The sequence below is a fragment of the Pradoshia sp. Z4_20 genome (assembly GCF_058216035.1).
In genome coordinates, this window is the sequence record NZ_JBZAJD010000002.1 from 682847 (window position 1) to 707579 (window position 24733).

26 protein-coding genes, 1 other RNA gene and 1 pseudogene are annotated in these 24733 nt (G+C 36.3%); 10 read left to right on the plus strand and 18 right to left on the minus strand.

Annotated elements, in window-relative coordinates; all coding sequences use genetic code 11:
* Nucleotides 1–79: 79 nt before the first annotated feature.
* Nucleotides 80–433, plus strand: coding sequence for a hypothetical protein (locus AC4BHP_RS09270; protein WP_490551904.1), 354 nt, complete (start codon nucleotides 80–82; stop codon nucleotides 431–433).
* Nucleotides 434–475: 42 nt separating this feature from the next.
* Here the strand turns inward: AC4BHP_RS09270 and AC4BHP_RS09275 are convergent, their stop codons facing one another.
* The 6 genes from AC4BHP_RS09275 to AC4BHP_RS09300 form a co-directional block, all read right to left on the minus strand.
* Nucleotides 476–868 (minus strand): hypothetical protein, encoded by a 393-nt coding sequence (locus tag AC4BHP_RS09275; protein ID WP_490551905.1) that lies wholly within the window; start codon nucleotides 866–868, stop codon nucleotides 476–478.
* A gap of 193 nt (nucleotides 869–1061) precedes the next feature.
* On the minus strand, nucleotides 1062–2189 hold the full coding sequence (gene nspC, locus AC4BHP_RS09280) for a carboxynorspermidine decarboxylase (RefSeq protein WP_490551906.1): 1128 nt from the start codon (nucleotides 2187–2189) through the stop codon (nucleotides 1062–1064).
* A gap of 1 nt (nucleotide 2190) precedes the next feature.
* Nucleotides 2191–3390 (minus strand): saccharopine dehydrogenase family protein, encoded by a 1200-nt coding sequence (locus AC4BHP_RS09285; RefSeq protein WP_490551907.1) that lies wholly within the window; start codon nucleotides 3388–3390, stop codon nucleotides 2191–2193.
* Between the two features lie 73 nt (nucleotides 3391–3463).
* Nucleotides 3464–4324, minus strand: a complete 861-nt coding sequence (gene speE, locus AC4BHP_RS09290; protein ID WP_139891409.1) for a polyamine aminopropyltransferase — start codon at nucleotides 4322–4324, stop codon at nucleotides 3464–3466.
* Between the two features lie 4 nt (nucleotides 4325–4328).
* Nucleotides 4329–5801, minus strand: coding sequence for an aminotransferase class I/II-fold pyridoxal phosphate-dependent enzyme (locus AC4BHP_RS09295; protein ID WP_490551908.1), 1473 nt, complete (start codon nucleotides 5799–5801; stop codon nucleotides 4329–4331).
* A 762-nt stretch (nucleotides 5802–6563) separates the two neighbouring features.
* Nucleotides 6564–7040, minus strand: a complete 477-nt coding sequence (locus AC4BHP_RS09300) for a hypothetical protein (RefSeq protein ID WP_490551909.1) — start codon at nucleotides 7038–7040, stop codon at nucleotides 6564–6566.
* Between the two features lie 323 nt (nucleotides 7041–7363).
* Here AC4BHP_RS09300 and AC4BHP_RS09305 point away from each other — a divergent pair, with 323 nt between their 5' ends.
* Nucleotides 7364–8563 carry a dicarboxylate/amino acid:cation symporter gene (locus AC4BHP_RS09305; protein WP_490551910.1) on the plus strand — a complete coding sequence of 400 codons (1200 nt, stop codon included), beginning with the start codon at nucleotides 7364–7366 and terminating at the stop codon, nucleotides 8561–8563.
* A 443-nt stretch (nucleotides 8564–9006) separates the two neighbouring features.
* Nucleotides 9007–10629 (plus strand): SH3 domain-containing protein, encoded by a 1623-nt coding sequence (locus AC4BHP_RS09310; protein ID WP_490551911.1) that lies wholly within the window; start codon nucleotides 9007–9009, stop codon nucleotides 10627–10629.
* A gap of 470 nt (nucleotides 10630–11099) precedes the next feature.
* On the opposite strand, the gene AC4BHP_RS09315 is transcribed toward AC4BHP_RS09310, so the two are convergent.
* The 5 genes from AC4BHP_RS09315 to AC4BHP_RS09335 form a co-directional block, all read right to left on the minus strand.
* Entirely contained in the window at nucleotides 11100–11474 is a 375-nt protein-coding gene (locus AC4BHP_RS09315) for a hypothetical protein (RefSeq protein ID WP_490551912.1), read from the minus strand.
* Between the two features lie 224 nt (nucleotides 11475–11698).
* Nucleotides 11699–11895: non-coding RNA, 6S RNA (gene ssrS / locus AC4BHP_RS09320), on the minus strand.
* Between the two features lie 18 nt (nucleotides 11896–11913).
* The gene (locus AC4BHP_RS09325) at nucleotides 11914–12912 is read right to left on the minus strand and encodes a TIGR01777 family oxidoreductase (protein ID WP_490551913.1); all 999 of its coding nucleotides are present in this window, start codon (nucleotides 12910–12912) and stop codon (nucleotides 11914–11916) included.
* 84 nt (nucleotides 12913–12996) lie between these two features.
* Nucleotides 12997–13854 carry an ATP-grasp domain-containing protein gene (locus AC4BHP_RS09330; RefSeq protein WP_490551914.1) on the minus strand — a complete coding sequence of 286 codons (858 nt, stop codon included), beginning with the start codon at nucleotides 13852–13854 and terminating at the stop codon, nucleotides 12997–12999.
* Nucleotide 13855: 1 nt separating this feature from the next.
* Nucleotides 13856–14749, minus strand: a complete 894-nt coding sequence (locus AC4BHP_RS09335) for an ATP-grasp domain-containing protein (RefSeq protein ID WP_490551915.1) — start codon at nucleotides 14747–14749, stop codon at nucleotides 13856–13858.
* A gap of 171 nt (nucleotides 14750–14920) precedes the next feature.
* Here AC4BHP_RS09335 and AC4BHP_RS09340 point away from each other — a divergent pair, with 171 nt between their 5' ends.
* Complete coding sequence (locus AC4BHP_RS09340) at nucleotides 14921–15685, plus strand: YqcI/YcgG family protein (protein ID WP_490551916.1); 765 nt, start codon at nucleotides 14921–14923, stop codon at nucleotides 15683–15685.
* 63 nt (nucleotides 15686–15748) lie between these two features.
* Here the strand turns inward: AC4BHP_RS09340 and AC4BHP_RS09345 are convergent.
* From AC4BHP_RS09345 to AC4BHP_RS09355, 3 genes and pseudogenes are all read right to left on the minus strand, one after another.
* A pseudogene (locus tag AC4BHP_RS09345) lies at nucleotides 15749–15931 on the minus strand (KGG domain-containing protein); the annotation flags it as partial.
* A gap of 170 nt (nucleotides 15932–16101) precedes the next feature.
* Nucleotides 16102–16776, minus strand: a complete 675-nt coding sequence (locus AC4BHP_RS09350; protein ID WP_490551917.1) for an SOS response-associated peptidase — start codon at nucleotides 16774–16776, stop codon at nucleotides 16102–16104.
* A 74-nt stretch (nucleotides 16777–16850) separates the two neighbouring features.
* Nucleotides 16851–17330 carry a spore coat protein gene (locus AC4BHP_RS09355; RefSeq protein ID WP_225983664.1) on the minus strand — a complete coding sequence of 160 codons (480 nt, stop codon included), beginning with the start codon at nucleotides 17328–17330 and terminating at the stop codon, nucleotides 16851–16853.
* A gap of 226 nt (nucleotides 17331–17556) precedes the next feature.
* On the opposite strand from AC4BHP_RS09355, the gene AC4BHP_RS09360 reads away from it, so the two are divergent.
* Entirely contained in the window at nucleotides 17557–17772 is a 216-nt protein-coding gene (locus AC4BHP_RS09360; RefSeq protein ID WP_066101348.1) for a hypothetical protein, read from the plus strand.
* Between the two features lie 30 nt (nucleotides 17773–17802).
* On the opposite strand, the gene AC4BHP_RS09365 is transcribed toward AC4BHP_RS09360, so the two are convergent.
* Nucleotides 17803–18363, minus strand: a complete 561-nt coding sequence (locus tag AC4BHP_RS09365; protein ID WP_139891415.1) for a phosphatidylglycerophosphatase A family protein — start codon at nucleotides 18361–18363, stop codon at nucleotides 17803–17805.
* Nucleotides 18364–18498: 135 nt separating this feature from the next.
* On the opposite strand from AC4BHP_RS09365, the gene AC4BHP_RS09370 reads away from it, so the two are divergent.
* From AC4BHP_RS09370 to AC4BHP_RS09380, 3 genes are all read left to right on the plus strand, one after another.
* Nucleotides 18499–19230 (plus strand): alpha/beta hydrolase, encoded by a 732-nt coding sequence (locus AC4BHP_RS09370; RefSeq protein ID WP_139891416.1) that lies wholly within the window; start codon nucleotides 18499–18501, stop codon nucleotides 19228–19230.
* Nucleotides 19231–19308: 78 nt separating this feature from the next.
* Nucleotides 19309–19824, plus strand: coding sequence for a 2'-5' RNA ligase family protein (locus AC4BHP_RS09375; protein WP_066101354.1), 516 nt, complete (start codon nucleotides 19309–19311; stop codon nucleotides 19822–19824).
* Nucleotides 19825–19829: 5 nt separating this feature from the next.
* Nucleotides 19830–20255: a GNAT family N-acetyltransferase gene (locus AC4BHP_RS09380; RefSeq protein WP_490551918.1), complete on the plus strand. Its 426-nt coding sequence runs from the start codon at nucleotides 19830–19832 to the stop codon at nucleotides 20253–20255.
* A gap of 110 nt (nucleotides 20256–20365) precedes the next feature.
* Here AC4BHP_RS09380 and AC4BHP_RS09385 read toward each other — a convergent pair whose 3' ends face one another.
* Entirely contained in the window at nucleotides 20366–20653 is a 288-nt protein-coding gene (locus AC4BHP_RS09385) for a hypothetical protein (RefSeq protein WP_490551919.1), read from the minus strand.
* 153 nt (nucleotides 20654–20806) lie between these two features.
* Here AC4BHP_RS09385 and AC4BHP_RS09390 point away from each other — a divergent pair, with 153 nt between their 5' ends.
* Complete coding sequence (locus AC4BHP_RS09390; RefSeq protein WP_490551920.1) at nucleotides 20807–23122, plus strand: UvrD-helicase domain-containing protein; 2316 nt, start codon at nucleotides 20807–20809, stop codon at nucleotides 23120–23122.
* 68 nt (nucleotides 23123–23190) lie between these two features.
* Here the strand turns inward: AC4BHP_RS09390 and spoVIF are convergent, their stop codons facing one another.
* Together spoVIF and AC4BHP_RS09400 are read right to left on the minus strand one after the other, a co-directional pair.
* A complete protein-coding gene (spoVIF, locus tag AC4BHP_RS09395; RefSeq protein ID WP_066101365.1) occupies nucleotides 23191–23448 on the minus strand; it encodes a sporulation-specific transcription regulator SpoVIF in 258 nt (85 codons plus the stop codon).
* 188 nt (nucleotides 23449–23636) lie between these two features.
* On the minus strand, nucleotides 23637–23795 hold the full coding sequence (locus tag AC4BHP_RS09400; protein WP_066101369.1) for a YjcZ family sporulation protein: 159 nt from the start codon (nucleotides 23793–23795) through the stop codon (nucleotides 23637–23639).
* Nucleotides 23796–23965: 170 nt separating this feature from the next.
* Here AC4BHP_RS09400 and AC4BHP_RS09405 point away from each other — a divergent pair, with 170 nt between their 5' ends.
* Entirely contained in the window at nucleotides 23966–24652 is a 687-nt protein-coding gene (locus AC4BHP_RS09405; RefSeq protein WP_148630892.1) for a GNAT family N-acetyltransferase, read from the plus strand.
* Nucleotides 24653–24733 lie beyond the last annotated feature (81 nt).

Sequence of the window (24733 nt, forward strand, 5' to 3'; positions counted from 1 at the left end):
TTTTTCATTTTTAAAGGTGATTATTACGGGAATTTAAATAATGAAGCACCTTAGACTAATACGGAGGAGTTGAGCTAGCATGAATACCATACAACATTACTTCCTGATCTTTCGACTTATTCTTTTTTCCCCGTTTTATTGGATTGCTGCAGGAATTACACGTATCCTTTCATGGATCTGTCAATTCATTGCCTATTTCCCCATGATATATATTGTATTAATATGGCTCATTACTATTATTGGCGCTATTTATGAACGTTCATTTTCTATTGAAATGTTAATGGAAGGTATTTTAATATCAGCAATCGTCTACTTCATTCTTAGTATATTTAGCGGCTTAATTAATATAGTGCTGAATGCATTCTTTACCGTTTTCTTATCTATTAGTAACATTTTAGCGAAGTTAAGCGGTCGTACAATAGAGACTATATAACTTATTCAACCTTGCTCAAACTCCTGACTGGGTTTGAGCTTTTCATTCTTTTAGATTGCCTTTACTCAACATGCTCCTTTGCTCATTCCGTTTAACCAATTCAGCCATTACAAAAGCTCCTATTCCAAGGATGGTAAACAAAATCGCTAACGTAAAATAAGCTGTAGCCAAGCCGGTATTGACTGTTAAATCCGACACTTCCATAATATTATATGAATTTACCCCTTTCTCCTCATCATATATTCCCTCATATTCCTCACCCATCATATACTCTTCAGTATATGGACTTTCATACACATACAGTTTATACAACCCTGCACCTAAGGAAATAGCGGTAATCAATAGTGCAATAATCCCAACAATCTTTAATATAAATGGAAAATTCATTTTACTATTACTTCGTTCCTCAATCATGATAACCTCATTTTTTTCCATTTTGTCTCACCCCTTACTAGTTTTCCGTTTTTATTCATTCAAAGTAATTCTACAAAAGTATTAAAAACACCTTTAACAATCAGAGATATCCGTCTTTAATCAAATCGTAGAAAACTTAATATACGAGTTTCTTCTATATATAATACCTTTCTATAGAAGAAAGCCAGATTCACATTGGAATCTAGCTTTTTCATTAAGATAGTCTATTTTTAAAATCCATATAATTAAATTTATGCAAAATGCGGCATTCACCATTCTTATCCTGTACAGCAATTGTCGGCAAGGCCATTCCGTTAAATGTATTGTTTTTAACCATCGAATAAATCGCCATATCCCCAAAAACCAATCGGTCATTACTTTTTAACGGCTGATTGAATGAATAATCTCCAATAATATCCCCTGTTAAGCAGGTTGGACCGCCTAATCTGTACGTATGGGCCTTTTCACCGGGTTCACCACTACCAAGAAGCGGAGGGCGATATGGCATTTCCAACACATCCGGCATATGACAGGAAGCCGAAGTATCGAGGATAGCAATTTCCACATCATTCTTTAATGTATCAAGAACCGTTGTCACAAGAAATCCGGCATTAAGAGCAATTGCTTCACCCGGCTCAAGATAAACCTCCAAATCATATGTCTTCTGAATACGGGTAATACAGTCCTCCAGCAGGCCTATATTATACCCATCTCTTGTAATATGGTGGCCACCGCCAAAATTAATCCATTTCATTTGCGGCAGCCATTTTCCAAATTTCTCTTCGACAGCATTGAGGGTTTGTGCCAAGGCATCCGAATCCTGTTCACAAAGCGTATGGAAATGTAATCCCGATACACCTTCCAGCAAATCTGGACGAAATTCATCAGCCGTTATACCAAATCTGGATCCTCTAGTGCATGGATCATAGATTTCATGGCCCTCTTGAGTCGAACATTCTGGATTAATACGGAGGCCTATGCTTTTACCTGCCTGGAGTACTTTATCCCCAAATCTCTCAAGCTGTGAAAAAGAATTGAAGATAATATGATCACAAATAGAGATAATTTCATCTATCTCATCTTCGCGGTAGGCTGGGGAAAACACATGATTTTCCTTTCCCATCTCCTCATAGCCAAGCTTAGCTTCATACAATCCGCTCGCAGCAGTCCCACTCAAATACTGACCGATTAACGGATACATTGCATGCATAGAAAATGCTTTTTGTGCCAGGATAATTTTACATCCGGTTCGACCCATTACACCCTTTAAAATTTTTAGGTTTTTCTCGAGTAGACCTTCATCTACCACATAAGATGGTGTTGGTAATTGATCAAAGCGCATCTTAGTCTACTAACTCCGGATCAAAGCTTTCTTTCCAAGGAAGTCCCCATTTATTCAATGCTTCCATGAACGGATCTGGATCAAATTCCTCAATATTGTAAACACCAGGACTGTTCCAATTTCCGTTCATAACCATCATCGCACCAATCATTGCAGGAACCCCTGTTGTATAAGCAACCGCCTGTGATCCCACTTCTTTGTAACACGCTTCATGATCACAAACATTGTATACATAATAAGTTTTATCTTTTCCATCTTTTTTACCGCGGAAAATACAGCCAATATTCGTTTTTCCTTTTGTACGCGGACCAAGTGAAGAAGGGTCTGGAAGTACTGCTTTTAAAAATTGAAGAGGTATGATTTCTTTCCCTTCAAATTCGATTGGCTCAATAGATGTCATCCCAACATTTTCTAGACATTTTAAATGAGTGAGATAACTTTGCCCAAATGTCATAAAGAAACGAATCCGCTTAATGCCAGGAATATTCAAAGCAAGTGATTCAATTTCTTCATGATGTAATAGATACATATCTTTGTCACCGATCTCAGGGAAATTGTACGTACGTTTAATTTCCATTGGCTCTGTTTCTACCCATTGGCCATTTTCCCAATAGGAGCCATTTGCTGTTACTTCACGGATATTTATTTCAGGATTAAAGTTTGTTGCAAAAGGATAACCATGGTCACCTGCATTACAGTCTAAAATATCAATGTATTCAATTTCATCAAAATGATGTTTTAAGGCATGGGCTGAGAATACTCCTGTAACGCCAGGATCAAATCCGCTTCCTAATAATGCAGTAATACCCACTTCTTCAAAGCGCTCACGGTAATCCCATTGCCATTTATATTCAAACTTCGCTGTATCTTCAGGCTCATAATTAGCTGTATCCATATAATGAGTTTTAGTTGCAAGACAGGCATCCATAATCGTTAAATCCTGATATGGTAAGGCAAGGTTCATTACTATATCCGGATTCACTTCTTCTATTAAAACAATTAGCTCATCCACATTGTTTGCATCCACCTGAGCCGTTGTAATTTTTGTCTTACCGCCGTCAAGCTTAGCTTTTAAATCATCACATTTGGACTTAGTACGACTTGCAATACAAATCTCTTCAAATACCTCACTGTTTTGTACACATTTGTTTATTGCCACAGAGGCTACTCCGCCACAACCAATAATCAGTGCTTTTCCCATTTTTCATATCTCCAATCCATTATTTATTTATCTAACAAACTTCTTTCTGCTTGTTTTAAACACTAGAAGATTTTCATGGAATATCTTCCACGTCCCTCAGCAGCTCCTCCACATACGTTGGCAAAGCAAAGGAACCACGGTGTAAATTAGGATTGTAATAGCGTGTTTTAATACCTAACTGTTTCCAAGCCTCTTGATTTAAATCTGCAAGAGGTTGATATTTTTTGGATGCAAATCCAAACAACCAGTGGCCGGACGGGTAGGATGGAATATGTGCCTGATATACCCTGCTAATTGGGAAACAGTCGATAATCCGTTGGTGCGCCCTCTGCATCGCTGCCCTGTCTTCTGCATAAAACGGACTCTCATGCTGATTTACCATAATTCCATCTTCATGTAAGGCCTTGTAGCAATTACCGTAAAATTCTTTCGTAAACAAGCCTTCACCCGGTCCGAATGGGTCGGTTGAATCCACGATGATTAAATCATATTGATTTTCACAGGATCGAACAAATTTCAGCCCATCCTCATAATGAATATGAACCCGTTCGTCATCAAGCTTAGAAGCTGTTAAAGGCAAATAATTTTTACAGGCTTCAACTACCTTTTCGTCAATTTCCACCATGTCAATATGTTCAATCTGTTGATAACGGGTTAGCTCACGTACAACACCGCCATCCCCTGCACCAATAACCAAAACCTTCCGTGGATTTGGATGAACAGCCATAGGTACATGGGTAATCATCTCATGATAAATAAACTCATCTTTTTCAGTCATCATCATATAGCCATCCAGGGTCAAAAATCTCCCAAATTCGTTCGAATCAAAGATATCAATCCTCTGAAATTCACTCTGTTCACTGTATAAATGCTTGTCCACCTTGATGGAAAGCTTTACTTCTGCCGTGCTACGTTCATGAAACCACAACTCCATGCTGTCACACTCCCTTTAGTACATTCAGACGTTCAATAGCAAGGTCTACCGGTCCTGTCATGGAACAGCCTTTTGCTTTTGCATAGTCAATATACTCAATGATTTCTTTCGTAATTCTTTCACCTGGTGCGAGGATTGGAATTCCAGGAGGATAGCACATCACAAACTCACTGCACACCCGACCCTCTGTATCTCGCAGACTCAATGATTCTTTATCTGCATAGAATGCCTCCTGCGGTGTAATCACAACCTCCGGGTCAATATATTCTTGTGTAATCAGACCTGATTTATCAGTCGAATAACGGCGACGTATTTCTGATAGGGCACTGATCAGACGTTCGACATCTCTTTTCCGATCACCAACAGATACATAGGCCAAAATATTGCCTATATCTCCAAATTCAATTTGGATATCATACTCATCTCGCAATAAGTCATATACCTCAATTCCCGCTAGTCCAATATCTAATGTATGTACCGAGAGCTTAGTTACATCAAAATCAAATATGCTGTCTCCATTCACCAATTCTCTTGAAAAGGCATAATAGTTACCAATTTGATTGATTTCGTTCCGAACATATTCTGCAAGATTAATAACATCATCGAAAATCCGTTCTCCATTTAACGCTAGATTTCTTCGTGAAAGATCCAAGCTTGAAAGCAGCAAATATGATCCGCTTGTTGTTTGTGTTAGATTAACAATTTGCCTTGCATAACCAACATTCACAGAGGGTCCCATTAACATAAATGAGCTTTGCGTCAAACTTCCCCCGGATTTATGCATGCTGACTGAAGCCATATCTGCACCAGCAGCCATGGCAGTCACGGGAAGGTTTTTTCCAAAGTATAAATGTGCTCCATGTGCTTCATCTGCAAGAACAAGCATGTTATGCTGATGAGCAAGCCTCACAATCCCTCGTAAATCCGAGCAGATTCCATAATAGGTTGGATTATTGACCAAAATGGCTTTAGCCTCTGGGTTTTCTTTAATCGCTTTTTCCACCTGTTTGAGAGACATACCAAGCGCAATTCCTAGATTTTTATCCATTTCCGGATTTACATATACCGGCACGGCACCACATAGAACAAGTGCGTTAATGACACTGCGATGAACATTTCGGGGAAGAATAATCTTATCTCCCGCTTTACAAGCTGTTAGGACCATCCCCTGTACGGCAGATGTCGTTCCATTCACCATAAAAAATGCATGTGCAGCACCAAATGCCTCAGCTGCTAATTCTTCTGCTTCTTTAATGACGGATACCGGGTGACAGAGATTATCAAGCGGCTTCATCGAGTTAACATCCACGCTAACCGCTTGCTCCCCCAAAAAAGCTGTCAATTCGGGATTACCTCTCCCGCGTTTATGGCCGGGTACATCAAAAGGAACAATTCGCTTTTTCTTGAACTCTTCCAAAGCTTCATAAATAGGTGCCCGCCCCTGCGAAAGACAAAATAATCTTGCTCGTTCATTCATCACAAAACTTCCTCTCGCTGAAAATTCTCCCACTTCCCTTTCCATCTGGCTTAAATCATAAGAATTTATGGGGTGATTTTTATTAATTGATAAAGTTAAAAGACAACAAAAAAGCAAGTGTACGCGCATTTCATTGCACAACACTTGCTTGTAGATATTATTATCCTATTAAAAAGCATATATAAATACAGACATATTGCCACACATAAAATCCAATGAATTTTATGTCTGAAAAGCTTTTTAATATTCAACATACCTAAAAAGGAGATCAGAGTCTATATAGCAAATAAATACTTTTACCACTCTTATTGACCGTTTCACAAGTTTTGCACGATTTATGTCGTACTGGTTATAAAGTAACCAACTTATAAAATTTGAGCTTCTAACTCAATCAATAGGGCAACTAATGTTGCCTGTCGGCATTTGACCCGGCTGTCCGTATGGCCTTAACTTCCCGTGGGCAAGTGGTCAATTTTTATCTGCTTGGAAAGACTCTAACTATTTGAATATTTGCTTTCCAAAATAACAACGTCCTAATATTATCAGTTTATGGAAAAATTAGCAATAGATACATTTACTTTTTATACCTTTAAAACCTAAATAAACCATTCTATCTATGTATAATTATTTATTTTTATCTAAAATATTCAGGATTTTCCATGGGTCATTGGAATGATTTTATACCAAAAACGACCATTTATCATTTAATAAGAGGAGATGGAGAGGGATGGAAGATCATGATTAGATCAAACTATTGAGGATCTAGATGATGAAGTAAACTAAATGGATGAGAAAAAAAGTAACAGCCCCTATTAAAAACGGTTTTCCCAATATATCAAATTCTTTATTACCGAGTGTCCAGTATAATTCTTGTCTAACCCAGTAATTATTAGTGGTTGGTTCAGTATATTCCTTTGGACCCACTCCTAACATTAAGAAAAAACACAAAACAAAGATACTGAATATAAAACTAAATTCGTTAATCTCTACTTCAAAATAACCAGACAGATAATAAACTAAGATATACTCAATTAAAATAGTAATGATAGCTAAAACTGCGCCATAAGCCATTCTCTTTATAAGAGAAATTTTCATATCTTTAGAGGTAATCGCATTTCCTTTTAGGTTTTCAGCATACTCGGCTTGCTTTGTAAAAAGGACCGCAAAACAAAAAATCCCGACAATAATGAAGATATTAACCATAATCTTGCTTAACTGAAACTCCAGAATTCCTAGCATATTTCTTCTCCTTTCATACACACAATCACTCATTATTTAAAGTCAGTAAACAGAAGAATAAATAGAGAATGATTTTTATATCTCCAATCAATTGTATCATCATAGAAATATATTGAATTTAAGAAAAACATTTTCTCTGCTCCCCTATAGCTTTTTCATTTATATTATTTTACCAATATGGATATCCCAAATTTAAGAGATTTAACTCCAATCACCAATCAAAAAACATTATTTTATTCTTTTTAAGCATAAAGGTTACTTTTTAATTCATTTTTCTGTATAATCCACATATAGAGTACAACTGTATTTATAAGGAGGACACCATGAAACGATTCGGTATATTACCCAAGATTATATTAGCTATTTTTCTCGGTATTGGTATAGGAATGATTGCTCCAGCCTGGATGCTTCGTATTTTCACTACTTTCAACGGGCTTTTTAGCAGCTTTTTAGAATTTATTATTCCCTTTATTATCATTGGTTTTATTGCTTCAGGAATTGGAATGATGGGGAAAGGTGCCGGCAAAATGCTCGGTATCACAACTGGATTAGCCTATGCTTCTACAATAATAGCTGGCTTGATTGCTTTTTTCGTGGCCAAAGCATTGTATCCTGTTATATTAAAAAACCAGACTGCTCAAAGCTTTGCAAATCCTGAGGAAGCTTTACTCTCTCCATATTTTACAATTGAGATGCCTGCTGTAATGAGTGTTATGACGGCTTTGCTTGTAGCCTTCACAATTGGTGTAGGGATGGCGTCTATCAAAGGAGAAGCACTTCTTAATGTAATGGAAGAATTCAAAGAGATTGTCGTGAAGGTAATTAATACGATTATTATCCCTCTTTTACCATTTCATATCTTTGGTATATTCGCAAACATGACTCAGGGCGGTCAAATTGCGTCTATCTTAAGTGTATTTGCTAAAGTATTTGTGATGATCATTGCTTTACATTTGTTTATGTTAGTCATACAGTATACAGTTGCGGGTGCAGCTTCTAAGAAAAATCCATTTAAAATGCTTAAGACTATGTTACCAGCGTATTTTACAGCTTTAGGCACTCAGTCTTCCGCATCAACGATTCCTGTTACTGTGGATCGGACTAAAAAAATGGGTGTGAAAGATAAAGTAGCAAACTTCACTGTTCCACTATTAGCAACTATCCATTTATCTGGAAGTACAATTACCCTCGTCAGCTGTGCGATGGCAGTTATGCTGTTACAGGGTACGGATGCTAGCATTACACAAATGCTACCATTTATTTTAATGCTTGGTGTCACAATGATCGCCGCACCAGGAGTTCCAGGAGGAGCTGTTATGGCTGCACTTGGTTTATTAGAATCCATGCTCGGTTTCTCTGATAACATGCTTTCCCTCATGATCGCATTATACCTAGCTCAGGATAGCTTCGGAACAGCATGCAATGTAACAGGCGATGGCGCTATCTCAGCACTTACGGAGCGATTTGTTCCTAAAACCAGCAAAGAAATAATTCAAAATAAACAAATAGAAAATTTAATTTAAATACAAAAATAAGATAGATATACAAAAATGGTGTCCGTATAGAGATTTCAGTCAAAAAACAATAAATCAAAAAGGGAGACATGTTGTTAACTCAACATATCTCCCTTTTTTGATTAAATATAACCAGTTCAACAAGGACCTATGTGTCAGTCCATATCTTGTTATTTTCACAGAAAAATATCTGCAAACCTCATACTTTTTTCACTTTAGTTCAATGATTTTAATAAACAACTCACCTTATCTAAAAAAAACACAAATACATCCTCATTTATAATTTACTTCTGTCCTTATTAAGAATCCTTTATTTATTCCTTATTAATTATATAAAAATAATAAAATAGCTAATTTTTTGTTTATTTCTATAAATAAGTATATTAATATTTTTATATTATTATAACTATCACAACAAATTATTTATCACAAATATTAGGAGAAAGTCTTGCATGAGAAACTCATTGACACAAAAAATCGTATTAATTTTTATTACATTTGGTTTGGTTTTATTTGGAACAACTGATTTATACACAAAAGTAGACGCAGCAACCGTTTCTTCTTCCACACTCTATCAAACGACAGCTAATGTCAATTTAAGAGCCGGTTCGTCCAATAAGCATAAAGTAATCCTAACCATTCCGAAAGGGAAAAATGTGACCTATCTCTCCAAATCCGGAAGTTGGTTTAAGGTTAAATACGCTAATAAGACAGGCTTTGTGAGCTCTTCTTATTTAAAGAAGCTAACAGCTAATTCTCAGACTAGTACCCAAGCTACCGTTACATATCAAACAACGGCTAATATCAATTTAAGGACTGGTGCTTCTAATAAGCATAAAGTAATCCTAACCATTCCAAAAGGGAAAAATGTGACCTATCTCTCCAAATCCGGAAGTTGGTTTAAGGTTAAATATGCTAATAAGACAGGCTTTGTGAGCTCTTCTTATTTAAAGAAACCAACTGCTAATTCACAGGCTAGTACCCAGGCTACCGTTACATATCAAACAACGGCTAATGTCAATTTAAGGACTGGTGCTTCTAATAAGCATAAAGTAATCCTAACCATTCCGAAAGGAAAAAATGTGACTTATCTCTCCAAATCTGGAAGTTGGTTTAAGGTTAAATATGCTAATAAGACAGGCTTTGTGAGCTCTTCTTATTTAAAGAAACCAACAGCTAATTCCCAGACTAATTCACAGGCTACCGTTACATATCAAACAACGGCTAATGTCAATTTAAGGACTGGTGCTTCTAATAAACATAAAGTAATCCTAACCATTCCGAAAGGGAAAAATGTGACTTATCTCTCCAAATCTGGAAGTTGGTTTAAGGTTAAATATGCTAGTAAGACAGGCTTTGTCAACTCGACATACATGAAGAAGTCTGTCATCAAAGAGACAGTACCTAATTATAAAAATGTAAGATATTATAATACGAATATTCATATCTATACAAGTAATCCTAATGCTAATTTAACAGTTTCCAAAGGAAAACCTAATGTTCTTGAACCATTGTCATCTATTAAGCTACCAAATGAACTAGCAAAGATAAACTTAGGCTTTTTTAACTCAAAAATGGAACATGGTGGTTTATTTATGGTAAATGGACAAGTAACCAGTAACCATAATCCTAAATACGTAATTATGGAATATAAAAAGACAGGGAAAATAGATATTCGTAGTATCGCAACACCATTAATAAATCTTCAAGAATTAGAAGATATGAAGGAAAATAATTATTTTGCTGTTGGTACTTCATATTCTTTAGTACAGAACGGCAAAATAAATTTAGCGCATAGTGAGTATTTCTCACACAGTAAAAGCAGGAACCCTCGAACATTGTTTGGTCAGACTAAAGATGGACGGTTTATCATGGCAGTTACAGATGGCCGAATTAATGGGAGTAGTGGTTTAACAGCAAGCCAAAGCGCTGATGTTATGATGAAATTAGGGGCAGTTGAAGCTGTAAATTTAGATGGCGGAGGATCCAGCACCCTATATATCAATGGTAATTTAATTAATAAATTAGGCGAAAGCCCCAGAAAAATTGGCAGTGCTCTCTTTATTACAAAGTAAATAGAATATACAATTATAAGATAAACTCCTAATTGAAAAATTAGGAGTTTATTTTCACCATATAAGATATGATAAATTTTAAAGGATCCGAGTGTATGGAGATACAATTATCAGTTTGACTTTAATTATCCAACTTACTGCCAGTCGAATGTTCACTATTATTAGAAGGATTATAGTTGTTAGTACTATCAGATTGAGTATCCAAGTCTGAATCAAAACATCCTTTCATTAAAAAAAGAGCTAATTGCTAATAGCAATTCTGATAATTAATTTTCAACATGCTGCACACTCCCATCTATCCGTATATTAAGGATTTTAAAAGGATGTATACAAAATAAAGACTTCTATCTCTTAAACAGATAGAAGTCTTTATTTTTCTCTTTTATAGTCATTGGTGTTAAACAAGGTTTAATGGTACAACCAGTTCAGCCTAGGTAATTTAAATTACAACAGAACTGCTTCTATCACGGTTATCTCTTTAAACGTAAAGCCATGTATATAAATCCTGTAAATATAATAAAAATCTCAAAAGGATATAAGCTACTAATAACACGTTTGCTAGCCTGAGAAATTTCTTCAACAACCATACCCTTCCCTGTTAAACACTTACTTGGTACTATACGACCAATAATATCTTCGGAGGTAATAGAGTCGAATACTTGTATTGTAGAATCGAAATTATTTGAGGCTTTAGAAAGTGAATTATGTGCAAACTGCACCTTATCGATTTCACTATTTATCGCGACATTCGCAGAAGCAACAGTGATTGTCTGCTTTTTTAATTCTGGTATCAAAGAAATAACTAAAGAAAATATGATTGCTAATAAAAATAACCTGGAATTCATTAAAATCACCCAAATACTCTAAATAATATTTCCTATTCTATCTGTTTTATTTTGATTTAATAAAAAAACTAATAGTAATTTTAATTTTAAATATTAAGATAAATTATATTAATATTTTAATAAATACAAAATAAACAATCAACAACTGATTTCGCTTTTCCCTTTGTATTTATTACTCATTTTTTATGGATAAATAAAAAAACCAATTCCGAAATGGAATTGGTTTATAAGCCACTTTTGCCGTTACATATAAGAAAGTTTTAAACCACCACTTCTCCAAGTGGGTGTTCGCAAAAGCTTTCCTGCTTGTCCTCCAGGTCATATAGACAGAGGCTTGTCATTCCAGCCTTTATAATAAAACTCCCTATTACAGCTTAAAGGTTAAAACTTAAATTATGCATCACGTACAATGTAGCTCGTACTAAGTATAATACTCCTCTTATTGTTTAAATGCAATGGAGATGACTTCCATAATAAATATATAAATTCCAGGAAAATAGAAGTTTATTGAGAGGAACCAACACACAGTACAGGCGGTTAATGACACTATCTCATTTAATATTTCTTTTAAAGCATCTTCCAAATTTTTATATTTAAATGTATACCCCGCTTGTTCAAGCCTTTCAGGGAGTACCCAACGGCTTTTTAAAACAAGCTCCGGCTCAGTTCTAATCAGTATTGCACCTGCCTTAAGCATCCAAGCTGGTGTGGGGAGCCCAATTTTTCTGTTCATACTGTTACGCAGGTGAACCATTAATTCACGATTGGTGACTGGATGGGGTGAAGAACAATTAAATACCCCCTCCAAGTCTTCTCTGTTCTTAAGAAAGAGAACAAGTTGAAATAAATCTTCAATATGTATCCATCTAAACATTTGTCGTCCAGATCCCTGATACCCTCCAAGACCAAATGTAACGAGATTTTTATACGGAGTCATAACTCCGCCGCTTCCCCCTAATACGATTGCAATTCTTAAGGCAACTTGCCTTGTATGCGGTAGTTCAAAGTTAAAAAATGTTTCTTCCCACGCTTTCGCAACATCGACTGAAAAGCCGCTTCCGATCTCACCCTTTTTCTCTGTCATAGGTCGATCTTCCGCATGTCTGTATATGGTGGCAGTACTGGAATTAATCCACAAAGGAGGTGGAGTCATACACTCAAGGAGGGCACTCCCCAATATAGCTGTTGTTTCAGTTCTAGACATGACTATTTCTAGCTTATTACTGGCATTATAGCGGCAATTTACCGATTTTCCAGCCAAATTAACCAATAACTCGGCCCCTTCAAGCGCTTCCTTTATTTCACCTTTATTATGCCAGTTAATATGTTCGTTGCTTCTGGAAATAACCAGCACATCATATCCCATAGAATGAAATTGCTTCTCAAAATACTGGCCAATAAAACCTGTTCCCCCAGCAATTACGACCTTCTTTCTCATCCACTCATCCCTTTACCTCAAATTTATGAAGTATATCACTAATATTTTATCAAATAATTTACATTCTTTTGAATAAAAGGATTATTATGCGTGCAAGTCAACCATTTGTTTATTAATATACTTCAGATACATATGTACAACATCAAAGTCGTATTGTTGGTAAAGTGTACGGGTACCTACTGCATCTTCTATTTCGTTGAACAGGAATTCCCCGTCCTGGCCGATGAGAAAATCGATTCCTACAAAGTCAAAATCAAATAACTTACCTATTTTATTTACTAAATTCACTTGTTTCTCAGACAAAGTATAACGCTCAGCCTTTCCGCCAAGTGAAAAATTAGATTTAAAGCTGTTGCTGGAATAACGTTTAACAGCTCCAATTATCTCCTTACCCAGTACGAAGACTCTCACATCAACACCTGGATTATCACACATTTCCTGTAGGATAACATCCCCCTTATTAAGCTCCTCCATCTGCTTAGTTAATTCTGTTTTGCAATCTACTTTAAAAACATCCTTCCCACCATGTCCGCTGTTGGTCTTCAAAATAAGTGGAAAATTTAATAGCGACTGTCCCTCAGTGAATGAGATTGCCGTCTTCACAGATTTTATTCCATGGCTGTTAATCATTTGATGTGTTTTAGCTTTATGATTACAAATATCCGTCACCTGAGAATTGTTGAAAACTCTGCACCCCATTAATTCAAAATGAAGGCTTATTTGACTGTCTCGGGTGCGGTTAATGACGAAATCCGGTTGAAGTGAATTTCCATCCTCCATATAAACGGACAATTTTCCATTATCAATTATTAAACTCAATTCCTCGGCAAATACAAGCTGAATATTTAGATTGTGCTGATTACTATTATTAATAAACTGATTGACAAACCATTTATTTTTGTCATAATCCTCGCACTTATAGATCAGTAAGCCTTTAAACATGTCATACCATCCGCAAAATATAATCGAAGATATGCTCAGTTACATCAATACCTGTACAATCATAGATATTTTTTATATGAGCATTTGAATTTACTTCACAAAGAATCGGTTCTTCCTCTTCTCCAAACAAAAGATCCACTCCGCTAAAATCAGCTCCGATGATCTGACTAGCCTTAATTGCCAGTTCTTCAAATTCTTTCGGAAGAGCATATTCATGCATGACCCCACCATTTGTCACGTTTGCTCTAAAATCTGTTTCGGAAGTACGCAGCATGGACGCTACCACTTTGTCACCAACAACATGAACTCTTACGTCTCTGCCTTTACTGTTTTTAATGAACTCCTGATAAAGATGTGGGATTTGAAGTAATTCTTTTCTCTTTTTCGCCAATTCATCACGGGTTTGTATCAGATACACCTGCTCACCAAACGATCCGTAGGCCTCTTTAATAACAATCGGATAGGATAATTCCCTTTCAATAAACTCAATAAATGAATGATCCTTTTCCAATGTATTTGTAAAAGTCAGCGGGGAAAATATAGTTTTCGGTAATTTAATTGAATGATTAGCCAGTGCCTGAAATGTCATGATTTTGTTATCACACACTTCAATTACAGATGCCTTGTTAAACAGTCGATAACCCATCTGTTCCAACTGATTTGCCAGACGAATATCCTTATCTAAGAACAAAATAAAATCCGGCCGTTCATGCTGTCTTTCACTTTTAATAATGGTTTGATTTCCTTCGATAACTGAGAATAATTCTGTATTTTTAACTAAATCGAGAATGATTCCTTTTTTTGCAGCTGACTCTTTATACCAATCATGGATTTCCATAAATTTTGGTGACAGCAAACTCCCATTATAAATTAACCAGCCATACATTCTTTCCATTTTGAAGATGCTCCTTACTATTTATTCGTTTGTTTTATTATATCAAACCAGTGAGAGCTGAAGAATTTCATCATTAATCTAATCGAACAAAGCAACCATTCCAATCATTTTCATATGATGAAATTATCCCTAATTGTCCCGTACGTAAAAATACGTCAAGGAGTTTAATTTATGAACCATTTACTGATTAAATCTGACTTTAAAAAGGGGAATCTTCTTCCGAGGTGGCTGAATGAGGCCTATAACTATTGGAGTTCTACTGTCAGTGACAATCAATTCCCATGTCACTTTGGCATGAAAGCAGAGCGAGATGGCCTCCTCCGCTATACGTATTGTGAGAATCATAATTTTTCTGCGCTTCCACATACACTTAGCGAATTTCTCAAACTTTCAAGGAAGAATCCATCTATTCGGTATGCATTGGTTCTTTTCGTAGAGCCTGAACTTAATTATCAGCACCTTGATTATGATTATTATAATGCCAATTTTTGGAGTATTTTATCCTATTTGCACGAACAGGATGATAAAGAATGGTCCAATGATATTCCCCTTGATCCAGATGATCCCCATTGGGAATTTGTTTTCAACGGGGAACCTATCTTTGTATCTGGCAATGCTCCTTTTTACCAAAATCGTATTACCCGAAATCTAGGTGATTGCCTAATCATGATTTTTCAGCCAAGAAGAATTTTTGCTGATACGTCTTATACTACTCCACATGGCAGAAAAGCAATTGAGGTTATTAGAAAAAAAGTTGAGAAGATTGAAAACATGCCGTATCATCCAGATTTAGGCGGCTATGAGGATTTATCCAAGAGAGAATGGAAACAGTATTTAATTACGGATGATTGCAATCCAATTAAAGGAACTTGTCCAATGTGGAATACTCTATTATCATCTGGTAAAGGTAATCAGAAAAAGGAAAAACCATGCTAAGTCAGCATGGTTTTTCCTTGATTGCTTATAGTATTTTTTTTAATTTCTGAAGAAGGTTTAATCGTTGTTTGCGCGGGCTTTACCGCCTTTTTCACCAATCTCTTTATAGAAGTCTTTATCATGATTTTTCTTGGTGGCTTCTCCACCCTTTTCGCCAATTTCTTGGTAGAAGTCCTTATCATGATTTTTAGCTGTAGCTTCTCCGCCTTTGCGTCCTGCTTCTTCTCTAGACATTTTGTCTGCCATAAATAATCGCTCCTTTTTAAGAAATTATTTTGTTGCTTACACTACTATATTTATCCTCTTTTAAAAGATAAAAACATAATTACACGTATTTAACCTTTTTGTTATTCTCTTGTTATTCGAACGTAATGTTTAAATTCGATTTAATAGTTTCAGTAGTTGAAATTACCTTATCAACATACTCTTTGAATTAAGTGTTCCGAATTATTTTTGGGTGAATTCACATCAGCACTTACTTCAAAAGCTTCCATTAATTCAGGATTAAACGGACGTAAATATTGTTTTAGTAAATGCGAATCATGAATCTTTGGATTCAGCCACTTTTGTTCATCTTCCGGGTTAAGAATAACTGGCATCCGGTCATGTATGGAAGACATCAATTCATTGGAGGACGTTGTAATAATGGTACACGTGCATACGGCCTGTCCTTCTGGTGAATTCCATGATTCCCATAAACCTGCCAATCCAAATGGTTCTCCGCTTTTCAATTTAATCCGCATCGGTATTTTTCTTTCAGGCGTTTGCTTCCATTCATAATAGGAATCAGCCACAATTAAACAGCGTTTATTTTGGTATGCCTTCTGAAAACTTGGTTTTTCCGCAAGCGTTTCTGATCGAGCATTGATCAGCTTATATCCTATTTTTTCATCCTTTGCCCACGATGGAATCAATCCCCACCTCAAATAACCTAAGCGATTTTTGGATCCATCATTAATAACGGCAACAATTCTCTGAGACGGTGCAATATTATAACTAACTTGATAATCTGCCTCATCAAAGGCTGCCTCTATATGAAATCGTTCAATAATCGTTTCAAACGTTGAAAATAACGTAAATCTACCACACATATGTATCACCTCATGGCCATTATAACAGTTTTATTTCAGGAACCAAAAAGGCACCCATCTAGGTGCCAGAGCCTTCAATATTTTTTTGCAATTGCTCTATTAGCGTTGTTTACATCGTTTTTAATCAAAGCACTTAAATCATATGCGGGATACATATTATTCTTATACATATAGTTAAATACCTGGCTATGCAAATCAATCATTCCGTTTAGTTGGTTTGTTAATGTCTTTTTCAAAACAGGAGTAGCCGTTTCAGTGATGGCTATCGAATAATTCCGGATTAATGTTTTTGTTAATCCCAATAAATTCCCTGCAAAAAAGCTGGCGTCCGGTTGTTCTCTTTCATCCTCTTCCCTTTGCGGTGCTCTTGGAAAGTATTGCAGCAACTCTTTAATATATCTTTCCAAAACTTTAATTGTAGTCAAATATAGATTTTTCAACTCCTGATTTGGTACATCTCTGACCTTCATTTTCAAGCCTACTAATGCATTTGATGCAAATGCTACTAATTCATGCAATTCCAGTGTTTCATGATATGCAAGTGTATTAGCCAAACAACTTCCCCTCCTTCATTCCTTCACAAAGAGTATATGATTGCTAGGCTTGTCTCTTTCCTTCTTTTTATCTTGGTAAATATCTTCTACTATCAAGGTTCATTAAACGGATGATTATTTAATGATGATTAACAACTTCAACAAAAACAAACATCGAACATACGTTTCTTTTTTGTTGAATAAGAAACGTATGTTCGTATATAATGAAAATAGGAGGTGAAGATAAATGAATGATTTACTTAGGAGCATGAGAGAACAAATTCCCATCGATATCATCTATGTCTCGAATAAAAATATTTTTACAAAACGCCGTATTCTGGTTAAATCAATGGGTGAGCAACTGATTCGTGCCTATTGTTTTAACCGCAAACTCTATCGAACATTTAAGAAGGAACAAATCTTATCTACCCAACTCGTTTATCAATCCCAGCGGTCATCATAAAAAGAAAAAGAAGAGGTTCCCCCCCTTCCCTTAGCCAATCATTTCTTCATGATCTATATCTTCAATTTCATCCTCGGACAGGGATTCCTCTTTATCACGCAGACGATGAGCTAATCTGGAAGCAGCACTTGCTGCAATTGCAGCGACCAAATCATCAAGGAATGTATTTACGCCTCTTCCCTCTTTCTTCGTATCTAAATATCGGATAATCCCCACTTTATTCTTATCCAGGTGACCAAATGTTGTCACACCAATACTTCCATAACCGAGCACAGCTCCTAAGGCAATGGTTTCATCCACACCAAATAAGGACTCATCAGACTCAACAATAGACTGCAATGGCTCTGACAGCATGCCCTTTTCAGCTAATCGATCTAATTCAATACCTACAAGAAGGGCATGCTGAATTTCACGTTTCATCAGGACACGTTCTATACTATATATGCATTCATCCAGAGTTAAATTATCATTATAAGGAAATTGCATTTCATAAACAATTTCAGCGATTGCTTCAAGTGTAACACCTCGACTTTGCAAGGCAAGTTTAGCAGCATTTGTCACTGTTTTACTATGTACACGTTTTTTAATCATATCTCTATTACTCCTTTTTACACTTTCATCCATTATACCATCAGAATCTTCATAATATCACAAATCTCCTGATTATTATATACAAGTTAGAGTATGCTAAAATATACCTGAAAAGAATAACAGGGGGTGAGCTCATTGGCATTAAAAGCCGGAACAATTAAGGGTATATCTTTTAACAGCAAGGAATTAAATGAGGAAATCGAACTCCTTGTATATTTACCTTCAGCCTTTTCCCATCTGTATAAGTATTCCGTCCTGATTGCACAGGATGGTAAAGATTATTTCCAATTAGGCAAAATTGGACGAGCTGCAGATGAGCTTTTAGAAAGGCAAGAAATAGAAAATATAATCATTATAGGTGTCCCTTATAAAAATGTTGAAGATCGCTGGAATAAATATCATCCTGACGGCCTGAAGCATACTGCCTATAAAAGGTTTCTTGCACATGAACTTGTTCCATATATTGATGCCGAATATCCGACCTACCAAATGGGGCTGAGCCGCGCCCTAATCGGAGACTCCCTGGCAGCTACTGTTTCATTAATGGCAGCTATGGATTATCCCAATACATTCGGCAAGATTGCATTGCATTCCCCACTTGTAAACGAGTCCGTACTATCAGCAGTGGAGTCTTTTCAGTTCCCGCATTTAACGCAAATCTACCATACGATTGGAAAGAATGAAACAACAGTACAAACATCTAAAGATGGGATTATAGATTTTGTACAACCTAATCAGGAACTTAACTCGATTATTGAAAGCAAAGGCTTTCCGGTCTTTTACGAAGAGATTGATGGAGACCATACCTGGAGGGCATGGCAGTCAGATATGAAGAGGACACTTACCTGGCTCTTTCACAGGACATAATTAGCAAGGAATTTTTTTTGAATATTTGCTATAATGAAGTAATATCTAATTTTACAAAATAAGTCAGGGGGTTCTTACATGAATTTTGGAATTGCTATTTTCCCTTCAAAAAATTTGCAAGACATTGTAAACTCATATAGAAAGCGTTATGACTCACATTACTCTCGTATATCTCCTCATGTCACATTAAAATCTGAATTCACAGCCACAGATGAGCAAATCAAGGAAATTTCAGCTAAACTCGAGGAGATTGCAAACCAACACCAGCCTTTTACATTAAAGGTCTTAAAAGTTAGCACCTTCCAACCAGTCAATAATGTGATTTATTTAAAAATTGACCCTACTGCCGAATTAAGTGCACTTCACGAAGATTTCCATAATGATATTCTGGGCAAAGATAAAAAATACAAATTTGTTCCGCATATTACTATTGGTCAAGATTTATCTGACAAGGAACATAACGATATTCTCGGACAACTGCGTCTCATGAAATTCGAACACGAAGAAGTAGTTGATCACTTCCATTTACTCTATCAAACTGAAAATGGGGCATGGAAAGTATATGAAACATACCAATTAAGAAAGGACAACTGATCACGATGAACATCAAGATTGTATCAGAAAAAGAAGAATTGGATCAGGTATTTTCGGTACGTACTAAAGTTTTTGTAGATGAACAAAATGTACCTGAAGAAGAAGAAATTGATCATTTAGAAGAGGAATCTACACATTTTCTCGTAATAGATGAGGAAAGTAATCCAATAGGTGCCGGACGCTTCAGGGTGGTTGATAGCTATGGAAAAGTCGAAAGGATTTGTATCTTACCAGATTTCCGCTCAAAAGGGGTGGGCAAACATTTAATGAATGCCATAGAACAATATGCCCTATCTAAACAAATTGAGATCCTTAAATTAAACGCTCAAAACCAGGCGATCCCTTTTTATGAAAAACTCGGTTACTCAGTTATATCCGATGAATTTTTAGATGCCGGCATCCCTCATCACACTATGAAGAAACATATTTAAGACTGCAGCCGACTGCAGTCTTAAGTGTTTATACTCATAAACATTAAAGGAAAGCAGCGTATTAAAATACGCTGCTTTCCATATGTATAGAGTGATTTTAAATGTATGGTTTAAATACTTTCATTAATAAATTGACCGACCCCAGTCATTTCAGTGGCGGTTTTTTCGACTATTTCTGTCGGCACATAATTTTTGTAAATGCGATTAGATGAACCTCTAAAATCGTCTGAATTGATTTCCCTGTCAAATGAATCCCGTTCTTCATTCTTGCGATGGAATCTGATTGGCTGTACGGGCTGAAAGCGAGAAATCATATTTTTAGTCAGCTTCTCCGCTGCAATCGTTCTGTTCGTGTACTGTATGTATTCGTATTGCGTGATTGGACCTATGTACCCCATTCCTTTTCCACCTCACTTTTTTCCTTTTTTTACTTTTATTACCCACTTTTTAAGGCAATAAAACTACTATCCTCTTTTGTAATATATGATTCGATTTGATAAGATGATATTTGTCTGTCGTTTTTAAAATTTTTTATATAAATGAGGAATATGATGAAAACAGCTAATTGGAAAAACGAATCTATCTCTTTACTCACATGGCCCAAGGAGGCATTTGCTCGTATTCATGAAGCTGGAAAAAATGGTGAACTTCAATGTAATCATTGTGGTCAACCTGTTTATATGTATCTTGGAATCCATGAAGAACCATATTTTATTCATCGTGATTCTTCACGTCCTCCTTGTGTGGACAAAACTGAGAAAACAACGAATCTGGCAGTGAATGAAGCTTCAGTGGAATACGGAGGATTTCGCTTACCGCAATCCAGGTCCATTACCAATTGCTCTGATGAAACCATCTGGCAAGGACCAAAGTCCATTACAAATCTGCCATCCTATAATAAAAAACATCTGCCTGGGGTGAATAGCACTCATCCATTCATCGACATTCTGAGTGCCCACGGCTGGTTGCTGGACGATCAACAAGCAAATGCTGTCGTAACGGATGCAAGACATTTACTCGTTCTTGCAGGAGCAGGCAGTGGAAAAACCCGTGTTTTGACTGCACGGACAGCCTTTTTACTATTAGAAAAACAAGCGGATCCTAAATCGGTGATGCTCGTTACGTTTACATCTAAAGCAGCTGCTGAGATGAAAAGCAGGCTTCAGCAAATGCCCGGTGTAACTCCCTTTATGCTGCAGCATGTATTTACCGGTACCTTCCATTCCATTTTTTATCGAATTCTTTTACAACATGAACCTCAAAAATGGCATTCAAGTAAGTTGATAAAATTTGATAGGGAGAAAGAATATGTCCTAAAAATAGCAGCTTCAGAATTAGGAATCGATGAACGGGAATTTGCATTTGATCAAGCCTTACAGCAAATCAGCAGATGGAAAAACGATTTATTATCTCCTCAGGATATTCATCCTGCTGACGATTGGGAAGTCAATTGCCAGGAGCTTTATAAAAAATACGAATCCTTTAAAGAAATAAATAATAAATTCGATTTTGATGATATGCAAACAGGCTGTTATCAACTTTTAAAAGAAAATGAACAGATTCTTAATTTTTACCGAAACCGGTTTAAACACTTTCTAATCGATGAGTTTCAAGATATTAATAAGGTACAATATGAGATTGTTAGACTGCTTGCTTCAAATGCAGAATCTGCATGTTTTGTAGGTGACGATGATCAGGCCATTTATTCATTCCGTGGCAGTGATTCTGCCTTTTTACAAAACTTGAAGCTTGACTACGATTATCTCGAAACTATTATCTTGTCAGCTAATTACCGTTCTGGGCATAAAATCATTCAAACAGCCAATAAGATTGTTTCTCAAAATAAAACAAGAACACCAAAAAAAATGGTTGCTACACATGATCAATCACCATCTCCGGTTTTATTTTATCCATTTGATGAAGAATCTGAGGCAATCATGATTATGACCGACATAACCGAAAAAATAAGGCATGGAGCAAACCCAGAGGATTTTGCGATTCTTTATCGTACCAATACAATGAGCCGTGCTATTTTTGAAAAGCTTGCATCTTCAAGTCTTCCATTTCGGGTGGATTCTGACTATGATTCCTTTTATACAAGAAAGACTGTGCGCAGTATTTTGGCCTTTATGAAAGCAAGTATAAATCCAGATGATCCGGGAATGCTACAGGATTTATTACCGCCGCTATATTTGAAAAAGTCGGCAGTCCAGGATGCTAAAGCTCTATCCATCCTGAATGATTGCACTTTGCTCGAGGCACTTCGATTCCTCAATAATTTAAAACCGTTCCAAATGCGAGCAATAGATAAAGCTGTCTCTGTCATCCATTCACTTAAGGATTTGTCTCCATCAACTGCTATCGAGATGATAGAAAAAGAACTCGGTTTTGGGGCCTACCTCAAAAAGCGGGGGAATGAAGGCAATAAAATGGACAAAGGGTCGGACGATATCAAGGATGTGAAAATTGCTGCAAGACGCTTTGATACAGTGCTGGAATTTATTCTTCATGCGGATCATATGACAGCCATGTCAAAAGAGATTAAATCAATGTCTAAAAAAACAATAAATGCTATTCAGCTGAGCACCATCCATCGTTCAAAAGGACTTGAATATAAATATGTTTATATTCTTGGCTGCGTAGACGGAAACATGCCTCATGATTATGCTCTGGAATCTTGGCGTGACGGTGACAGGAAACCTATGGAGGAAGAAAGACGGTTATTATATGTAGCGGTAACACGCGCATGCTCGGGATTATATATTTCCATACCGGAAAATAGACGTTCAAAACGGGCAAGATCTTCCCGTTTCTTAACGATTTTAAAAGGGGAGCCCTCTTACAAAGAAGAACTGATTACCAAATAACCGAGTAATACAGATCGGCAGTTTGAGTCAAATCAAATGTTCTTCATATGTAAAGGTGGCTCCTTTACTCATTTTTTATTATTCATCATATTGGCAATTGTATTAAAATCTAATGATTTCCCATCCTTAATGATTGATTGTACCAACTGGTCCTCTACATCCTTCGGTACAGGCTTGTTTGCAATTTGCGAAACCCTCTTAATGACGTTGCGGACTGTTTTTTCATCTTTAAAATTTGCATTTTGTAAGGAATTAGCCAGCTCCATTACATCTTTCATATTTACGCCTGTTTTCTTTTCCATATTTTTAAAGAATCCATTATCCATAATTCAGCCTCCTTATCGTTACTGCTATCATATGAAAGAAAATAGGAAAGGTGAGACTCATTTCTCCATGCAAAAAAGGGATTCAGTATAGACTGAAATCCCTTTCTTTCATTTACTAATTGTAAATACTTAATTAACAGTAGGGCATAGAAGAGGTTTTAGGTCTCTTCTATGCATTTCAATTATTATTAGCAGAAGCTAGCGCCAACAATAATTAACAAGATAAATAGTACAACGATTAGTACGAAAGTAGAACCGTAGCCACCGCCGTAGCTACCACCACCGCCGTATCCATAGCCGCCACCGCAGCTGCTTCCGCCGCCGCCGTATCCATAACAACCAAACATGTAAGTCACCTCGCTTTCGCTTAGTACACTCATAACATATGTTAAAAGTGTTTCCTCGGTTTGGGCTAATCTCCATATAAGAATACCCAAATATTAAAATCGGCAATAATACCTTGAATTACTGTAAATATATCTTTTACACTAAAAGAAAACAGTAAGGAGTCATACACATGGCTATAGAGTGGAAAGAAGTAACAGAATTAGAGGATGAACTATTAAGGAAAGCATTATCTTTATATCATGATTGTTTTCCTGAATACGTGCGTGAAGATGAATGCGTATTTTACGAGTCCATCAGACAACGTGAGAAAAACACACCAAATAATTTCCATTTTTTAGTTGGAATCGTAGACGATAAAGTAATCTGTTTCTCAACTGCCCATTATTTAGCTCAAGTAAATAGCGGTTATATTGTTTATATAGCAGCCGATCCGAAAGAACGCGGGAAAGGCTTAGGGAAACAAACACTTTTAAAAATGGAGAAACTACTTAAAGAAGATGCCGTACATGCTGGGTACCCATCCTTAAAGGGAATCTTCCTCGAAACTGAAAGAGAAATTGATGCGCAAAACGAAGAAGAATACAAAGAAACCATAAATCGCCTTCAATTCTTTAACCATCTTGGCTTTTCACCTATAAAAGGATACCAGTATGTCCAACCACCACTATATACTGGACAAACTCCGGTGCCTTTATATCTCGCATTTAAAAAGTTAACTCGCGGAGAAGATATTAATTATGATCAAGTTGTTACAGCAATCTATCATGAAAAATATCATAAAATGAATAAAATTTCCTTAGCTGTACTTGATGAATGCATAACGTCTCAGAGGAATATTTCGGAAACCATCCAATAGCGGAAACAAAAAAGGGTTCTTTGGGGGCATAGGTGCCTGAAAAGTGGTCGGTAGGTGTTTGATAGTAGAACTTTCCTCGGG